Here is a 17,468-nt window from a genome sequence, read left to right on the forward strand (position 1 = left end):
ACTTGTCAATATGGGGACGGGGGTTTTTTCATTTTCCTCCGTCCCAAATTAAAATATCCCTGTCCCTTTTTAAAATAACCCTGTCCCCACCAGACCAATCAGGCATGCTACGCCTGCAATAATAAATGACAGGCTTTGTCCTGCTGCATCCAATAGATAGGAGCATAATATAGAAACGATTCCATATCCGAGCATGACCGCCCCAAAATTCATACCTTGGTATTTCATTCCAAATTTCTCAGACACTAGCACTGGGAATACGCTCACCACACCTCCGTATACCATACACACAAGTGATATCAGCAACACAAAAAGGCCGCCTCTAGCTACTGTGATTCCAAGAACAGATATCATCGCTACAGCGTACATAATTCGAATTACGATCTTACAACCAGCTTTATCAGACAACCAGGGAGCCGCGAATCTTCCGACGATATTTGCAAATGAAGCGATCATTACGCCTGTGAGTGCCTGTGCGTTTGTCAGTCCCCGCTCCATCCCCAGTGATTTCATCAGTGGATTCACAAGCACATATGCAGGGATTGCCAATGCCATCACGATACTGATCACATAATAGGTTCTGGTCCGCATCATCTCTTTTGTTGTATATTGTCTTTGGCTTTCTGTCCTACCCTGAAGATTATTATGTTCGCTGCCAGAAGACTGTATCATCAATTCCGGAGGAGCTTCTTCTATAAAAAATGCGCCCAGACATAATACCGCATAGATAACAGTTACCATCAGCATGGAAAAATGATATCCGTGTCTTGCTAACGTAAAATCACATAAAGGATTCATCAGTACACCAGATATTCCAACTACTCCTACCGTAATTCCCGTCACCAGCCCCCGCTTGTCCGGGAACCATGCCTGCGGCACTGCCACCAGGAGGCTAAATGCACATCCAGAACCCAATCCACCCAGAACACCATATCCAACAGAAATCATCCACGGCATATCATATGGTGCTATTCCTGCAAGAAAAAATCCGACACACATGACAAAACTGCCTACCAGAATTGTCCTTTTTGCGCCCAATCTATGCTGTAGATAGCCTCCGATCATATTTCCCACCGCAAATATTCCAATGATAATCGTGAACGGCTGGCTGGACGCTGCCACCGACAGGTCGTATTCACTTTGCACATAAGGCTGGAACACCGTCCATATGTACGGATTACCATGCACAAAATTCACAATAGATGCAATTACAAGAATCGCATATCTGTTTTGAATCTTTTTCATCTATTTTCTCCAATATTTTACAAAATATTAAAAAGGGACAGGGTAATTTGAAAAAGGGACACGGAAAAATGAATTGGGGACGGAGGAAAATGAAAAAACCCCCGTCCCCAATTATTAGCTGACTTTTAATTTGAACTTTTGAATTTCTTTTTCTGAAGCAACTTTTTCAATAATTCCACCAATTCCGCGAATTTTTTCTTCGAATCTTTCATATCCGCGTTGGATATACACGATATCATCTACGATTGTGATGCCATCGGTCGCGAGACCTGCGATACAAAGTGCCGCTCCTGCGCGAAGGTCTGGTGCGCTGACTCTTGCACCGGAGAACTTCTCTACACCTTCTATTGTTGCGGAATTTCCTTCTACTTTCACATTCGCTCCCATTCTTGCAAGCTCGTCAAGATATTTGAAACGGTTTTCGAAAATGCTTTCTGTAATGATACTTGTCCCTTTGCACAGAGCTAAGGTTACACCGATCTGTGGCTGCATGTCTGTCGGGAATCCTGGATATGGCAGCGTCTTTACATGTGTGCTGGTCAGATCTCCTTTGGATACCACGCGGACTGCATCGTCAAATTCTTCTACTTCGCAGCCGATCTCAATTAACTTTGCAATGGTAGCTTCCAGATGCTTTGGAATTACATTCAATACTGTAACATCTCCCCTGGTTGCTGCTGCTGCGAACATAAATGTTCCTGCCTCAATCTGATCCGGAATTACGGAATATTCTGTACTATGCAGGCGCTGTACTCCACGGATCTTGATAACATCCGTTCCTGCACCTCTGATGTTGGCGCCCATACTGTTCAGGAAATTGGCAACGTCAACAACATGAGGCTCTTTGGCAACATTTTCCAAAATAGTGGTCCCCTCTGCCATGGTAGCCGCCATCATTACATTAATGGTGGCACCAACACTTACTACGTCAAAATATATATGCTTGCCTACCAGACGCTCTGCCTCAGCAACAATCTTGCCATGTTCAATCTCTACCTCAGCGCCTAATGCACGGAATCCTTTCAAATGCTGATCGATCGGTCTGCTTCCGATATTACAGCCTCCTGGAAGAGCAACCTCGGCACGTTTATACTTTCCAAGCAATGCCCCCAGCATGTAGTAGGATGCACGAATCTTCTTAATATAATCATATTCTATATCAACATTCTGGATGCTTTTTCCGTTGATCTTGACCGCATGACGATCTACTCTATGAACGTTCGCTCCAATACCTGCGATCGCATCCAACAGTACATTAATATCATTTACATCTGGCAAATTATCAATATATACCGTCTCATCTGTCATAATTGCTGCAGCAAGAATAGCCAGAGCAGCATTCTTTGCTCCGCCAATCTCAACTTCTCCGACAAGCGGATGCCCGCCCTTAATAATATACTGTTCCATATTACACCTCAAAACTATTATCTATTACTTACTCTCAAGCTTCTCTATCTGAATCATTATCAATTTTTGTCATTGATTATTTTTGCACTCTTTTTCGCAGTGCCATTCGGTAACCTTCGGTTCCCTCATCACGGGCTCTCGCCCTATAAAAATAATCCCTGACAATCGCTTCTGCAAGCAGAATCATTGTCATTGATTATTTTTGCACTGCTCAATACTCACGTGGACATTATACCATAGAATTGGGATTTGTAAAATAATTTTTACAAATATGTAATTTATCCGTAATATTTCCCAATATTTTACAGGATTTTCAGCGTTTTTAACACTTCTTCAATTGTCTCTTCCAGATTTAATCCATCTTCTGCAACTGTGACATCCGCATATTTCTCAAATAAGCGAACTCTTTCATCGTAGAGATCCTTCAATGTCTGGCCTTCTTTTAATACAACACCCCTGCCTTTTGCATTTTTCAGTCTCTTATTTATTGTCTCAAAGGACACTTGTAAATATACGACCGTTCCGATTTTTTTATAGTGTTCCATTGCATTTTCACAATATACCACACTTCCTCCCGGTGAGATCACGGTATTCTTCACATCAACTCCTGCATTTACCCGGTCTTCTATTTCAAGAAAACCATGAATTCCTTTTTCTTCAATGATTTCGCGTAATAATCTTCCTTCTTCTTCCTGAATTAATATATCTGTATCAACGAATTTGTATCCAAGTCGTTTTGCCACAACAACACCAACCGTACTTTTTCCGACCGCCGGCATTCCAATCAGAATAACATTATTCATTCATATTGCTCCTTCTTCTGTATTTTCACCTATTTTAGCATAAGTTTTTTCTTTCGTCCACTTTTCAAAAGTTCTAAAAAAATCGCCTCCGATAGCTTCTGTGCTCACACCGTCTCCTGCATAATTCTTGATATAACATCACTTCAATCAGATCATCCAGCCATCTCCCGGGATCCTTTTCGCCTTCCCTCGCCCGGTCTCCTACCCTTCTGCACATCATCCTTAACTGAAGCCGATCAGGATATTCATCATACATCATACTTCCATCATACTCCATACGGTCACACTCTTCTTCAATGAGCGGAACCAACCGCTTCGCAGTATCTGGGTACAGGCTTTTCATATAGTCGTAATCCCTTCGGTTCATTCTGTCATCGTCAAAAAGTATCGGCGTCTGATACGCCATATAGAAAGGCATTCTCTGATCCATATACACACCTCGATAGAATAAATATCTACATTATTTTATGCAAATGGTTGCATTGTTGCCACAGATATGTATAATAGTAATTGTTTGATATTTTTTAAAAAAAAGTATAGTATTAGCTAACAGGAGGTGAAGAGTTTGGATATAGGAAAGAAGCTCAAGGAATTGCGTCTGCAAAATGATCTTACTCTGGGTGACTTGGCTTCACGCAGTGAGCTTACAAAAGGATTCTTGTCTCAGGTTGAGCGCAATCTGACCACTCCAAGCATCGCAACACTGGAAGATATTCTGGAAGCGCTCGGAACCAATCTGTCAGAATTCTTTCATGAGGAAGAAGAACAGCAGATTGTATTTTCCACGCAAGATTTTTTTGTAGATGAGCAGGAAGATTACCAGATTGAATGGGTAATCCCCAATGCACAGAAAAACAGAATGGAGCCAATCCTTTTGACTCTGAAACCACACAAAAAAAGCCAGATTCTGTCTGCACACCAGGGAGAAGAATTCGGCTACATATTAAAAGGAAGTGTCACTTTGATTCAAGAGAACAAAAGATATCGACTGAAATCAAAAGAGACCTTTTACCTGGACGGCTCAAAAAGCCATTATTTATACAATCACACGAACATCGAAGCAAAAATACTATGGATCACAACACCACCGATGTTCTAAGGAAGGAGAAGTGAGATGGAGGAAAAGAAACTGATTGAATTTCGTAATATCGTGAAGAACTTCGACGGACAGATTGTCTTAAAAGGAATTAATCTTGATATTTACGAAAATGAATTCGTAACACTGTTAGGCCCAAGTGGATGTGGAAAGACTACTTTGCTTCGGATTCTGGGTGGATTTCTGGAAGCAGATGAGGGAAAGGTGATTTTTGACGGCGAAGAGATCAGCCAGAAACCACCTTATGAAAGGGAATTAAATACAGTATTCCAGAAATATGCCCTGTTCCCACATTTGAGTGTCTACGAAAATATTGCATTTGGCCTTAAGATCAAGAAGATGAGTAAGGACGTCATCGAACAGAAGGTCATGAAGATGCTAAAGCTGATTGGTCTGGAAGGTTATGAAAACAAGAATACAACCTTACTGTCTGGTGGTCAACAGCAACGTGTTGCCATTGCAAGAGCCCTGGTAAATGAGCCAAAGGTCCTTCTTCTGGATGAACCGCTGGCAGCTCTTGACCTGAAACTCAGAAAAGAAATGCAGTATGAATTAAAACGGATTCAGCAGGAAGTCGGTATTACCTTCATCTTCGTTACTCACGATCAGGAGGAAGCCCTTACCATGTCAGACAAGATTGTTGTCATGAAAAATGGTGAGATCCAGCAGGTTGGTACACCACAGGAGATCTACAACGAGCCAGCCAACCGCTATGTTGCTAATTTTATCGGCGAAAGCAATATTCTGACCGGAACCATGTTAGAAGACTATAAAGTACGTTTTGACGATATCACTTTTGACTGTGTGGACTTCGGGTTCCGTGAAAATGAAAAAGTAGATGTTATCATTCGACCGGAAGATATAGATATCGTAGATGTCAAAGACGGCAAGATGACAGGAGAAGTTCTAAGCATCTTATTTAAAGGAGTTCACTATGAGATTATCGTAGAGACCGTTCCTGGTACCAGTGTTACCGTCAACATGCGTGTCATCCGTAATCATGATGTAACCAGTGAAGATGGAAGCGAAAAAATCAGCGCGAACAACTTCTATGTAGATGTGGAAGATGTAAAAGACCTGGATGACAAAGAGATCATCGCCCTCTCCAATGCACAGGCATGGGATCCGGTCAGTGATGATTACATCTCAATCGCCAAGATCGAATACGACCTTCAGGAAGAGCCAGGACAATATCCAGTTACTTTCTCAACTTCCAGCGGAACCAGCATCGAGCGTACGATCTTCGTCGTAAACCAGCCATTTGTTAAGAACGAGAAAGCCAACGAAGCGATCATGGCATTTAACTTCTTCAAGACGGTAGACGAGATTACCGAGTCTCAGGCTCTAGACACAGATATCAAGACATGGGCCAACGCTCAGGGCTGGAAATTAAGCAATGAAGACCAAAGCGTAGATATCAGTGTTGATTATGATTTCGATCCTGAAAATATAACCGAAGGTGTATACCAGATTACCTTCTCTACACCAGGACGTGAATTTAAGATTCACACAACCGATTATTCCGAAGTCGGTCAGGAGGTCGGCCTGACATTCTTCCCGGAAGATATCCACGTGATGTCAAGGATGGTATATTAGAATGAAACGTTTTTCACAATTAGCAATCCCTTATATTGTATGGGCTGCGATCATGCTGCTGCTTCCAATGGCACTCATTGCCATGTATTCCTTTACCGAACCAGGGAACAGCATCATATCGTTCTCATTTACGCTGGACCATTATATCAAGTTTTTTACCGACCCTGACTTTTTATTAATTCTCTGGCGTTCCATCATGATTGCTGTAAAGACAACGGTAATCTGCCTGTTTCTAGGGTATCCTGTTGCATATTTTATTGCCCGCAGCAAGGAACATGTGCAGAATATTCTTGTCCTTTGTATTACCATCCCTATGTGGATCAACATGCTTGTAAGGACTTATGCTTGGATTGGTCTGTTAAGTGAAGGAGGACTGATTCAACGCATTTTCAGCCTGATCGGCTTTGGCAATACAGAGCTGTTATATACAGAAGCCGCTGTACTACTCGGCATGGTCTACAACTTTCTTCCATTTATGATCTTGCAGATCAACACCTCTCTTTGTAAGATGGATCATTCCTTACTGGAGGCTGGTGCAGACCTGGGAGCAAGCCCTGTGCAGACGTTTCTGCGCATAACCTTGCCACTTTCTCTGCCTGGTGTTATCAATGGAATTACGTTGGTATTCCTGCCTGCTGTCAGCTCCTTCTTCATCCCGAAGCTCCTGGGCGGCGGACAGTATTTCTTAATCGGAAATATGATAGAAAATCAATTCATTACGGTTGGCGAGTGGAACTTCGGAAGTGCCATCTCTATGATCATGGCAATCATTATGATGCTGCTTATGATGGCCGTACGCAAAATTGAGATTCACAACCAAGGCGGAAAGGAGGCATAATCATTATGAAAAAAAGCAAACGCACTTTTGGGAAAATATTAATGATTCTGATGATCGTGTTCTTCTATCTGCCGATCCTGTATATGGTGATCTTTTCATTTAATGACGGAAAGTCCCTGACTGTATTTACCGGATTCTCTCTTCGCTGGTATCAGCATATGCTGGATTCCCACGATATGATGGAATCTTTGTATACAACCTTCAGCATTGCGCTGATCGCAACATTTATCTCAACGATTGCCGGCACGATTGCCGCCATTGGACTTAGCAAATCCAAGAAAATTATCCGGGATATTATGGATCAGGTGAATAATCTTCCCCTGATGAACCCAGAGATTGTAACTGCCATCGGATTCATGCTTCTGTTTATTACATTTAAGATTGAAAAAGGCTATGTTACAATGCTCCTTGCTCATATTGCCTTCTGTATACCTTATGTAATGCTTTCGGTCATGCCGAAGATACGCTCTCTGGACCCCAATCTGGCTGACGCGGCCATGGACCTTGGCGCAACTCCCTGGCAGGCACTTATAAAAGTCATCGTCCCAGAGATTACTCCGGGTATTATCTCCGGCTCATTAATTGCATTTACCATGTCCGTAGATGATTTTATCATCTCTTACTTCGTAACAGGAAGCGGAGTCAAGAACTTAAGTATCATGGTCTACACCATGAGCAAACGTGTAAATCCAAGTATTAATGCGATCTCTACTCTGGTTGTTGTAATCATTACGATTGCACTGATTATCATCAACGTAGGACCACTGTTCATGGCAAAACAGGCAAAACGTACCGATATCAAACGACGCCGAGCACTTGTCCCTGTTCTTGTTGCCTGTTGCGCAATGGTCGGAGTCATCATCTTTGCAAACCTTAACGAAACAAGCAATGCACTCCCTTACGAGGGAGAGACTCTCTATGTATATAACTGGGGAGAATATACCGGGGAACATATCATTCAGGATTTTGAAGCTGCAACCGGTGCCACTGTAGTCATGGAGAACTTTGACTCCAATGAACAGATGTACATCAAGGTGGCCAATGGGGAAGCGTACGATATCCTGGTTCCAAGTGACTATATGATTCAGCGTCTGATTGATGAAGATTACCTTCAAAAACTGGATCATTCCAAACTGGACTGCATGGACAAACTGGCAGATGCCGTAAAAGACCTGCCCTACGACCGGGGCAACCAGTATTCCGTTCCTTATTTCTGGGGAACTGTCGGCATCGTATATGATAAGAACAAAGTAGATATCGAAGATCTGGAAAAGGAAGGCTATAACATCTTCCTGGACGAAAAATATTGTGGGGACATCTATCTGTATGACTCTGAACGAGACTCCTTCATGATGGCGCTAAAAGCCCTTGGATATTCTATGAACACGGACAACGAGCAAGAACTTACAGAGGCTTACAATTGGCTGGTACAATGTGTACAGACCATGAAACCAGAGATTGTTACCGATGAGATCATTGATAATATGGCGCAGGGAAGAAAGGCTCTGGGACTGATCTATTCAGGAGATGCAGCTTACGTCATGGCAGAAAATGAAGATATGGGATTCTATCTTCCAGAAAGCGGAACCAACCTCTGGTCCGATGCTATGGTCATTCCCAAGAATGCCAAGAATCCAGAACTCGCTCACGAATTTATCAACTTCGTCAGCGATTACGATGGTGCCTACGACAATTCCAGTTATGTAGGATACACTTCCCCGAATCAGGAAGTCATGGATGACCTGTACGGTCCTGGCGGTGACTACGAAGGAATCAGCGCCTACATGCCAAGAACGGATAATGATAACGATGAGGTCTTCGTATATAACGAAGAGACTAGAAAAACCATTAGTAATATGTGGAGCAAAGTAAAGATTGCCGCAAGTAACGCGGATAAATAAAGGCAAAAAATTGGGACGCAATTTTAATCTGCGTCCCAATTTCTCTATTGCCTGCTAAATACACAATCATCACCAATCCAGCCGATGCAGATGGCCTTCCAGATTCATGCCCGCGAATCCATTCTGCCTCAGCGCCTCGTATAAAACGATCGCTACCGAATTGCCCAGATTCAGCGAACGGATATCCCCGACCATTGGAATACGAATACAGTCATCCTTATGCTGCACCAAGATCTCTTCTGGTATTCCGGCACTCTCTTTTCCAAACATAATATAACAGTCCGGCTCATATTGAACTTCTGTGTAGACTTTTGGCGCCTTTGTCGTTGCCATATAGATCTTGGCGCCAGGATTCCTCTCAAGAAAATCATTATAATCGATGTATGTAACTACATCCAGCTGATCCCAATAGTCCATTCCTGCACGCTTCAGATTCTTCTCGTTCAGGCGGAAACCTAACGGTTCGATCAGATGCAGTCTTGTATTCGTTGCCACACAAGTACGGCCGATATTTCCTGTATTTGCCGGAATCTCTGGCTCATGCAACACAATATTCAACATGTCAATCCCTCCTGCTTTTTATCTTTCATTTCTTAATCTTCCCACGAAGGCACCCAGCCTTCCGATAGCCTCCTTCAAGTCTTCCAGAGAATACGCATAAGATACTCTTAAGTATCCTTCTCCACATTCACCAAATGCACTTCCCGGTACAACTGCCACCTTTTCTTCTTCCAGAAAACGAGTGGCAAATTCTTCCGATGTCATGCCAAATTCCTGAATACTCGGGAATATGTAAAATGCACCAAAAGGTTCAAAACAATCCAGCTGCATCCGCTTAAACTCATGAACCAGATACCGTCTCCTCTGGTTGTAAGCATTTCGCATCCGCTGAACTTCTCCCTCACAATTTCTCAAGCCTTCGATTGCCGCATACTGACTGTTCGTCGGCGCACACATAATTGCATATTGATGAATCTTAATCATCTGTTCCATGATTTTCTTCTGCCCACAGATATAACCTAATCTCCATCCAGTCATGGCAAAGCCTTTGGAGAATCCATTGATCACCAAAGTGCGATCTTTCATTCCCGGCAGAGACGCAATGGATACGTGTTCAGATTTGTAAGTCAACTCTGAGTATATTTCATCTGACAATACATACAGATCGTATTTCTTCACAATCTCTGCAATCGACTCCAGATCTTCCTTTGTCATGATTGCTCCTGTCGGATTATTCGGGTACGGCAGAACCAGAATCTTCGTCTTCGGTGTGATCGCAGCTTCCAATTCTTCCGCTGTCAGTTTAAATTCATTCTTTTGCTGCAATGGGATGACTACCGGCACACCATCCGCAAGAATTGTGCAAGGCAGATATGATACATAACTGGGCTGTGGTATCAGCACTTCATCTCCCGGATCCAACATCGCACGAAAAGCGATGTCAATCCCTTCACTTCCGCCCACCGTTACAGCAATCTCACATTCCGGGTCATAAGTTACATGGATTTTTCTCTGCAGATATCGACTGATTTCCTCTTTTAATTCTTTCAAACCGGAGTTCGATGTATAAAACGTTCTTCCTCGCTCCAGTGAATAGATTCCCTCTTCTCGGATTCTCCATGGCGTATCAAAATCCGGCTCGCCGACACCCAGAGAGATTGCATCCGGCATCTCATTAACTACATCGAAGAATTTTCGGATACCGGACGGTTGTATACCAACTACTTTTTTTGATAATGGATCTCTCATTATGGCGTCACCAGCATCCTTTCTTCTTTATTCTTTTTGAACATCAGCGTCCCATGATCTTTGTATTTCTTCAATATGAAATACGTCATAGTGCTTACTACTTCTTCAATCGGAGCCAGCTTGCTGGATACGAATCTGGATACTTCCTGAAGCGTCTTGCCCTCTATACTGACCAGAAGGTCATATCCTCCAGAGATCAGGTAGACTGCTGTCACCTCTGGATAATTACAGATTCGTTCTGCTGTCTTGTCAAATCCTTTCTCTCTCATTGGCGTAACACGGACTTCAATTAACGCATTGACAAGCTCCGCACCCGCCTTATCCCAATCAATCAAAGTGTGATATCCACAGATGATCTTTTCTTTCTCCATCTGAGCGATCTCGTTGGCAATTGTTACTTCATCCGTTCCCAAAAGAATAGCCAATTCTTCCAGGTTTACTCTGCTATTTTTTTCCAGATACAGTAATATCTGCTTTCTTGTCTCTTCCATCATGCATTCCTCCGCAAAATATTTTCAAAATCTCATCTGGCACAGGTCGGTCTAAATACCGTATTTCATCTCCATTGTGGAGTATTTTATCATTATTATCCGTCATCTTTCCAATCACTACTGCCTGGATCTGATGACTACGAAGCGCATCTGTCAGTGCTTCCCCATCGTCTGTTACCATCAAAAGGCTTCCAACGGACGTCAGCTGATATGGGTTCAGCCTGTAGTGCTCGCAGACCTCAATCGTCTCCTGCAGCACCGACAAACTCTTCATATCCAATTCCAGCCCTGTCCCTGCTTCTTTCGCCAGATTCCATAAAGCCGCAAGGATTCCCCCTTCAGTAATCTGACGCACGGCAGACACGCCCATGGCTTTTGCAACTTCTATCTCTGTAAGTGCAAACAGATGCTTTCTGTAAGAAAGAATCTGTTTCATAAAAGCCGGCGCAAAACGCTCCCTTAATTCCTGTTCCTTTTCTGCTGCAATCTGCAGCATTCCGTCCATACCTATCCACTTCGTCAGAACAATCTCCTGTCCCGCTCGTCCAGTCTCCAGGCACCACGGTTCTTCCTTAGGCGCACGGGCAACTCCATTTACCACGACCATAGGATAAGCAGCCGCACCGCTCTTTCTCCCGGTAACATTAAGTTCCTCTATCTTCTGTTGTGTACAACTTTCCTTGATGATCTTTTCTATTGCGTGAATTTTTGATGAATACGCATATTCTGGAATCGTTATCTGCACTTCCATCCCCAGACACTTTCCCCCCGCTGCTGCCAACGAGTTGACGACAGCGGCAAGAGCATGGATTACGATATATTTCGACTGCCCATGCACAATTGCAGTTTCACTGAACACGTACTCATCTTGTGTCATTATCTTCATGTTGATTTCCAACCGTTCCTTCTAATACAAATATATTTTCTTAATATTGCGAAGCCTGACTGATTGCCTCATTGATCTTCGCCTGATCTTGCGTCGCTATTGCCGACCTTACCAGTGCTGAAGCCTGTGAATTATCTGAAACCGTTCCTATCTTAATGATCTGATCGGATTTCTCATACTTACTGCTGTTGATCACATCGCGGCTGACTTCCTCACCATCCTGATACACAATCTTCCACAACTGGGCAGTCTTACCAGTATGTGGACTTCCCGCGTATTGCATGCTGCCAAGAGATGCTTCCGGATCTTCCTCATAAGTGATGCCATAATCCTCTGTCTCCAAAGTCTCACTTTCAAACTCAACACTTCTTCCGGCATCTCTCGTATCCTTACCATAGATACAGAATCGAAGCTGATTGGCACTGTCGATCTCACCTTCAATATAGATCGGCGTATCATAATTATTGCGAAATACAAAGTCCAGATAATCCCCAGCTATGGCCGCATCTCTGGAAGGCTCCACATAATTGACGAGCATGGAATGTGGATATCGCTCTACGACTTCCAGTTCTGCAAACAAGACAGCATTATACAATGTTGTGGACACCTGACAGATTCCTCCTCCAAATGAATCTACCACCTGGCCATTCTCATAGGAGCCCGCCTCCACGTATCCATGTTCCGCGTCATATGGAGCTGTCTTATCATGAACCGACAGTTCTTCTCCCGGCATCAATACCGTCCCGTTCAAATGCTCCACTCCCGTCTTAAGGTTCTGCCATCTCTCGCCGCCGCCGGCATCTGTGGAAAATGCTCCCAGCTCATCCTGGATCGTCTCCAGATCTGCCGACACCACTTTCGGTTTTTCCTTCTTCTGAACCATCTCGACCGTCAACGCTTCATGCTTCCACGAGGTATTCAGAGCCTTTTCGATCGCCTGAACAGAAGCCTCTATATTTACTGTCTTGCCTTCTTTTTCTTCCTTGATCTTGAATCCCGTACTGTTCTTTTCAATGGATGCGTCTACCGCATGATTCGCCAATGGAACGATTCTTTCATTGATGACTGTACCGGCCTTCTCTTCTTCCAATACAAAAGACTCATCAAATACAACTTTTTCCTTCTTCAGCTTTTTCAACTGACGATACCGCTTCCACAAGCTTCCCTTTTTGCCATAATTGACCGCTTTTTGCACCGTCTTATCCAGGTTCTGATAGCCCAGTCCCATCTCCTCCAGAGATGCTTCTTGTGACTTCTTATCAACCTGCATCGTAAGCGTTAATGCCTGATCCGCTTTCAGATGCTCCATCAATTCGTTTTTCGCTTCTGTTTCAGACATGCCAGAGACATTCACTGCGCCGATATATATATTGTCACATATCTTTTCTTTCGGGAAACCATTGACATAGTGATACAAAACTCCATAACTCACCCCAAAAACAATAGCAAGACACAAAAAACCAAGACACAGAAGAATTCTTCTTCTCTGCCATCTCAATTTTGACATTCTCTTTTTCTTGCGTCTTCTCTTCCTATGATGCTCTCCTGCCATACTACTCTCGTAATCCCCCTTGCCAGATACATTATACCATAAGATATGGTATGATCATGGTCGCGATCATCGCCAATATAATAACCATAATAATAATTGCAATAATTCTTCTGGTTTTTTTGTTATTAAAATTCATAATTTTTCCTTCTTTTTCCTAACGCTATATTTTATACATTTTAAACTTTTTATAAGTATTTTTCAAGACACATTTCTATCTTATTTCCTGTGAAGATCTTGGAAATCTGCCACGCAAGTTCGGGCTTCTTGATTCAACGGATTTTTTTCCATATAATCAAACAGAATATATTTTCCAAAATACGAAAAATATTCCAGGTGTGTCATCTTTCGCATCTGGTTTCTGTCATATGCCTGATAATTCACCAGGTATTTTCGTTTTTCCTCTTCATTTTCGTAAAACGTCCGCAATTCTTCCTTGCTTACTTTATATTCACCTGCAAATTCCGGTCTCGTCTTCGCATTTTCCCGCAAATAATAATCATAAATCAAAAGTTCCCGGTAATATTGGACTTTCTTGGGATGATGATACAGAATATAACTCAACAGAATATCATACCTCGCACTTCTCTTATGCTGAACACTTCCATATCCTTTCTCTTCATAGTATTCCCGCAATCGATCATACATTTCAAAAGAGGAAGTATATTCTTGTTCTAATGCTTCTATCGTATGTGTAAACTGTCTGCTGTTATAGTAGACCTCCACCATCTCTTCGATTCCTTTCAGCCGGATCACATCCTCGTAAGACAACCACTTTGTATAGAGTACCTCATAGGGCGGCCTGCTCTTATGCTCCATCCCATAAGTCTTCTGTTGTTCTTCCATATAAGAGCCCTTCAGCACCTTCAAAAATCCCAGCTGAAGCTGTTCTGGTTTTAATGCATAGACATCATCAAAGGAACGTGCAAAGCGCTGGATATCTTCATACGGAAGTCCCGCGATCAGATCCAGGTGCTGGTGAATATTCCCCTTCTTCTGGATTCTTGCGACCACTTCGCTTACTTTGTCAAAATCCATCGTTCTGCGGATTGCCCGGATAGTATCCGGATTGGTTGACTGCACCCCAATCTCAAGCTGCACCAGTCCCGGACGCATACCTTCAAGAATCTTCAGCTCCTCTTCATTCAACAAGTCTGCCGCCACTTCAAAGTGAAAGTTCGTAATTCCATTATCATGCTCTGCAATATACTTCCAGATTGCGATCGCGTGATCATGCTTACAGTTAAATGTTCTGTCCACAAACTTGACCTGCGGCACCTCATGATCAAGAAAGAACTGCAATTCCTGCTTCACCAGTTCCAGATTACGGAAGCGTAGACGCTTGTCCACAGAAGAGAGGCAGTAGCTGCAGGAAAACGGACAACCGCGGCTGGATTCATAATAGACAATCTTATGCTCAAAATCTTCTATGCGCTGATAAACAAACGGCACCTTGCTCAGATCCATCACTTCTCTCCATGGATTCTCAATGATTGTCCCATCCGCTCTGCGAAATGTGATTCCGGCAAGATTCTCCAGCTCTTCATCCGTATGCTTGCTGCATCGATATATCTTACACAGTTCGGCAAATGTCTCCTCGCCTTCTCCTTTCATGACTCCACGGACCATCGGCAGACGGCATAACACATCCCTCGCATCATAAGATACTTCAGGACCTCCAAGCCATATAACAAGATCCGGCATCAGTTTCCCAAGTTCTCTTACTAATTCTTCAACCACATCCAGATTCCAGATATAGCAGGAAAAGCACAGCACATCCGGCCTGCGTTTATAGATGTCCATCAGAATATCTTCACTTCGCTGATTAATCGTATATTCCGCCAGCTCCACCCCTTCATCCTGAGAGTATGCCTTCAGGCTGTATACAGCCAGATTGGAGTGAATATATTTGGCATTAATTGCTGTTAATAATATCTTCATACTCATCACCTTAACTGATTATATACTTGCACATCATCCCTGGTCAATAGTAGAAGAACTCTTATAAACCCAAGACAGAGACAAATCCGCTCAGTCCGGTTGACATTTCTGCAAAAATAATGTAAAATAAAGACTCGTGCAGCCGGGGTGTTAGCGGTACCTTGTACCTGCAATCCGCTATAGCAGGGGTATGGTGCGCAGAGGGCACATTTTTGCAGAGCTGCCCTTGATAAGTGGCGTAGATGCCTGGGTCTTACGCGACGGAAATCTGTGAACTGTGTCAGGTCGGGAACGAAGCAGCACTAAGCAGAATCTTCCGGGTGCCGTGAGGGTGCCTGAGCTGAGTTAACTGTCAAGGTAACGTCTGTGAAAATGCGTTCGAAGCGCATCGCACGAAAAAGAGAACAACAAAGCACTTTGCAAGTCATCACTGCTTACAAAGTGCTTTTTTTAAACTTTTTTCTTCTTTGCTTCCCGCAATTCTTTGAAAAATGATTTCATCATCTGGCTGCATTCTTCTCCCAGCACTCCTGTGGTAAGCTCCACTTGATGGTTGAACTCTTCCATCTGCAGAAGATTCAATATGGATCCGGCACAGCCCGCCTTTGGATTCATGCATCCTACCACAACACGAGTCATTCTTGACTGCACGATCGCCCCCGAACACATCTGGCACGGTTCCAGAGTCACATACATTGTACACTCTTCCAGCCGCCAGTCATTCATCTTCTTACTCGCCTTCTTAATAGCAATCAATTCCGCATGAGCAAGCGTATTCTTATCGATCGTGCGTCGATTATATCCTCTCCCGATAATCTTATCCTGGTATACAATAACACATCCAATGGGCACTTCTCCTATGGCATATGCTTTTCTGGCCTGCTTGATGGCCTCTTTCATGTACTTTTCATCTACACTCGGCATGATCTTCTCCCCATACATATCTTATACAATAAACTTTTATAGCTAAAATGCTCTTGGCCCCTTTACATAACGACACCAATAGCCAAATTGTTCCGATTCATCACCCTCATCCTCCGTAAGCTCCAGATCAATCTCCTGGATCGGGATAAATTCAGCGAACCCAAATGCACTTGCCGCTTTTGCTTCCTGCGGATGGTAGATTCCCGGCACGCCAAGTCTTAATCCCTTTCCATCATCAATGAGAGCAAGATGATGGTAATTATAATATCCATGCAACAAGAAGCTGTTGTTGGCCAGTTTCCACTCACACCGCGGGAGCCTTGCCAGCTCATTGCGTTGAATCTTGGAGCATTGGAATCTGCACGAGGGACACTGTCCTTTTACATCCTGCTCTTCTACAGCCTGTTCTTCTTCCATCGGAATCTGTTCTGCCATGATCATCTGCTCCTGCTGTTCATTTTGCTCCTCCACAGGCCGATGCATCTCTGGCTGATTACGCTCTTTTTGAATGACTGCTTCTTCTGGCGCACGCTCTTCCTCCTCGGCATCCTTCTCTCTTGCCATACGCTCCAGCTTTTCCACAATCGTAACTCGCTCCGGTTTCTGCTGCCATACGCGCATGCGGTCGACATCTACCGGCATATCATCCCAGACTGCGGCGTACTTATGCCCATTTTCACTTTCCAGGATCATACCGTTGATCTTCATAAAATTCTCCGGTATGCCCACATCCTCCTTCGTGTAATACAGCCTGTAATTAATGGCAGGGTTTACATTATCTACTGTTCCCTGCCATACACCTATACATTCGTCATTTTCCTCATAGAACAGATACAGCTGAAGCTTTTTCTCACCCTTCATGTGCAGTCCCTTTCCATGAATATGTACCGCACAATCATCTTCACCCTGCTCTACCTTAATAAATCCTACATTTCGCAGTCTTCTTCCTTGTTCATATTCGTACAGATAACGAATAAAACGCTTCAATTTTCCACTTCCCATTCTGGTTTATTTATCACAATCTATTCCCCAGAATCGAAAA

Annotated in this window: 15 protein-coding genes, 1 other RNA gene and 1 pseudogene; 5 read left to right on the plus strand and 12 right to left on the minus strand. The window is 43.4% G+C overall.

Annotation, left to right across the window (positions count from 1 at the left end):
- Window positions 1-69 precede the first annotated feature (69 nt).
- The 4 genes from ACQRD1_RS08410 to ACQRD1_RS08425 all read right to left on the minus strand — a co-directional run bounded on the left by ACQRD1_RS08410 (window position 70) and on the right by ACQRD1_RS08425 (window position 3,885).
- Window positions 70-1,245 (minus strand): MFS transporter, encoded by a 1,176-nt coding sequence (locus ACQRD1_RS08410; RefSeq protein ID WP_235232436.1) that lies wholly within the window; start codon window positions 1,243-1,245, stop codon window positions 70-72.
- Between the two features lie 114 nt (window positions 1,246-1,359).
- The gene (locus ACQRD1_RS08415) at window positions 1,360-2,652 is read right to left on the minus strand and encodes a UDP-N-acetylglucosamine 1-carboxyvinyltransferase (RefSeq protein WP_235232437.1); all 1,293 of its coding nucleotides are present in this window, start codon (window positions 2,650-2,652) and stop codon (window positions 1,360-1,362) included.
- A 302-nt stretch (window positions 2,653-2,954) separates the two neighbouring features.
- The gene (locus tag ACQRD1_RS08420; RefSeq protein WP_235232438.1) at window positions 2,955-3,455 is read right to left on the minus strand and encodes a shikimate kinase; all 501 of its coding nucleotides are present in this window, start codon (window positions 3,453-3,455) and stop codon (window positions 2,955-2,957) included.
- 73 nt (window positions 3,456-3,528) lie between these two features.
- Window positions 3,529-3,885, minus strand: a complete 357-nt coding sequence (locus ACQRD1_RS08425) for a hypothetical protein (protein WP_235232439.1) — start codon at window positions 3,883-3,885, stop codon at window positions 3,529-3,531.
- 126 nt (window positions 3,886-4,011) lie between these two features.
- Here ACQRD1_RS08425 and ACQRD1_RS08430 point away from each other — a divergent pair, with 126 nt between their 5' ends.
- The 4 genes and pseudogenes from ACQRD1_RS08430 (at window position 4,012) to ACQRD1_RS08445 (ending at window position 8,886) form a co-directional block, all read left to right on the plus strand.
- Window positions 4,012-4,554, plus strand: a complete 543-nt coding sequence (locus tag ACQRD1_RS08430) for an XRE family transcriptional regulator (RefSeq protein WP_328282595.1) — start codon at window positions 4,012-4,014, stop codon at window positions 4,552-4,554.
- Between the two features lie 15 nt (window positions 4,555-4,569).
- Window positions 4,570-5,649: pseudogene (locus ACQRD1_RS08435) on the plus strand (ABC transporter ATP-binding protein); the annotation flags it as partial.
- A gap of 499 nt (window positions 5,650-6,148) precedes the next feature.
- Window positions 6,149-6,985, plus strand: a complete 837-nt coding sequence (locus ACQRD1_RS08440) for an ABC transporter permease (protein WP_235232441.1) — start codon at window positions 6,149-6,151, stop codon at window positions 6,983-6,985.
- A 5-nt stretch (window positions 6,986-6,990) separates the two neighbouring features.
- Entirely contained in the window at window positions 6,991-8,886 is a 1,896-nt protein-coding gene (locus tag ACQRD1_RS08445; protein WP_427787235.1) for an extracellular solute-binding protein, read from the plus strand.
- Between the two features lie 69 nt (window positions 8,887-8,955).
- Here ACQRD1_RS08445 and ACQRD1_RS08450 read toward each other — a convergent pair whose 3' ends face one another.
- The 6 genes from ACQRD1_RS08450 to ACQRD1_RS08475 all read right to left on the minus strand — a co-directional run bounded on the left by ACQRD1_RS08450 (window position 8,956) and on the right by ACQRD1_RS08475 (window position 15,502).
- Window positions 8,956-9,447 carry a tRNA (cytidine(34)-2'-O)-methyltransferase gene (locus ACQRD1_RS08450; RefSeq protein ID WP_235232443.1) on the minus strand — a complete coding sequence of 164 codons (492 nt, stop codon included), beginning with the start codon at window positions 9,445-9,447 and terminating at the stop codon, window positions 8,956-8,958.
- Between the two features lie 18 nt (window positions 9,448-9,465).
- A complete protein-coding gene (locus tag ACQRD1_RS08455) occupies window positions 9,466-10,635 on the minus strand; it encodes an aminotransferase class I/II-fold pyridoxal phosphate-dependent enzyme (RefSeq protein ID WP_427787236.1) in 1,170 nt (389 codons plus the stop codon).
- Window positions 10,635-11,126, minus strand: coding sequence for an Lrp/AsnC family transcriptional regulator (locus ACQRD1_RS08460; protein ID WP_427743076.1), 492 nt, complete (start codon window positions 11,124-11,126; stop codon window positions 10,635-10,637). Before ACQRD1_RS08460 ends, ACQRD1_RS08455 begins: the two co-directional genes overlap by 1 nt.
- Complete coding sequence (locus ACQRD1_RS08465; RefSeq protein WP_427787237.1) at window positions 11,080-12,012, minus strand: AIR synthase-related protein; 933 nt, start codon at window positions 12,010-12,012, stop codon at window positions 11,080-11,082. Before ACQRD1_RS08465 ends, ACQRD1_RS08460 begins: the two co-directional genes overlap by 47 nt.
- Before the next feature lie 40 nt (window positions 12,013-12,052).
- Complete coding sequence (locus ACQRD1_RS08470) at window positions 12,053-13,564, minus strand: VanW family protein (RefSeq protein ID WP_235232447.1); 1,512 nt, start codon at window positions 13,562-13,564, stop codon at window positions 12,053-12,055.
- A 216-nt stretch (window positions 13,565-13,780) separates the two neighbouring features.
- On the minus strand, window positions 13,781-15,502 hold the full coding sequence (locus ACQRD1_RS08475) for a B12-binding domain-containing radical SAM protein (protein WP_427787238.1): 1,722 nt from the start codon (window positions 15,500-15,502) through the stop codon (window positions 13,781-13,783).
- A gap of 134 nt (window positions 15,503-15,636) precedes the next feature.
- Here ACQRD1_RS08475 and ffs point away from each other — a divergent pair.
- Window positions 15,637-15,898, plus strand: an RNA gene (gene ffs, locus ACQRD1_RS08480) — signal recognition particle sRNA large type.
- Between the two features lie 54 nt (window positions 15,899-15,952).
- Here the strand turns inward: ffs and tadA are convergent.
- Both tadA and ACQRD1_RS08490 read right to left on the minus strand, forming a co-directional pair.
- Window positions 15,953-16,426 carry a tRNA adenosine(34) deaminase TadA gene (gene tadA, locus ACQRD1_RS08485; protein WP_347375650.1) on the minus strand — a complete coding sequence of 158 codons (474 nt, stop codon included), beginning with the start codon at window positions 16,424-16,426 and terminating at the stop codon, window positions 15,953-15,955.
- Between the two features lie 42 nt (window positions 16,427-16,468).
- Entirely contained in the window at window positions 16,469-17,413 is a 945-nt protein-coding gene (locus ACQRD1_RS08490) for a DUF6128 domain-containing protein (RefSeq protein WP_427787239.1), read from the minus strand.
- Window positions 17,414-17,468: the final 55 nt, after the last annotated feature.

Origin of the sequence: Bariatricus sp. SGI.019 (assembly GCF_050315235.1) — a bacterium.
GTDB lineage: Bacteria > Bacillota > Clostridia > Lachnospirales > Lachnospiraceae > JAFBIX01.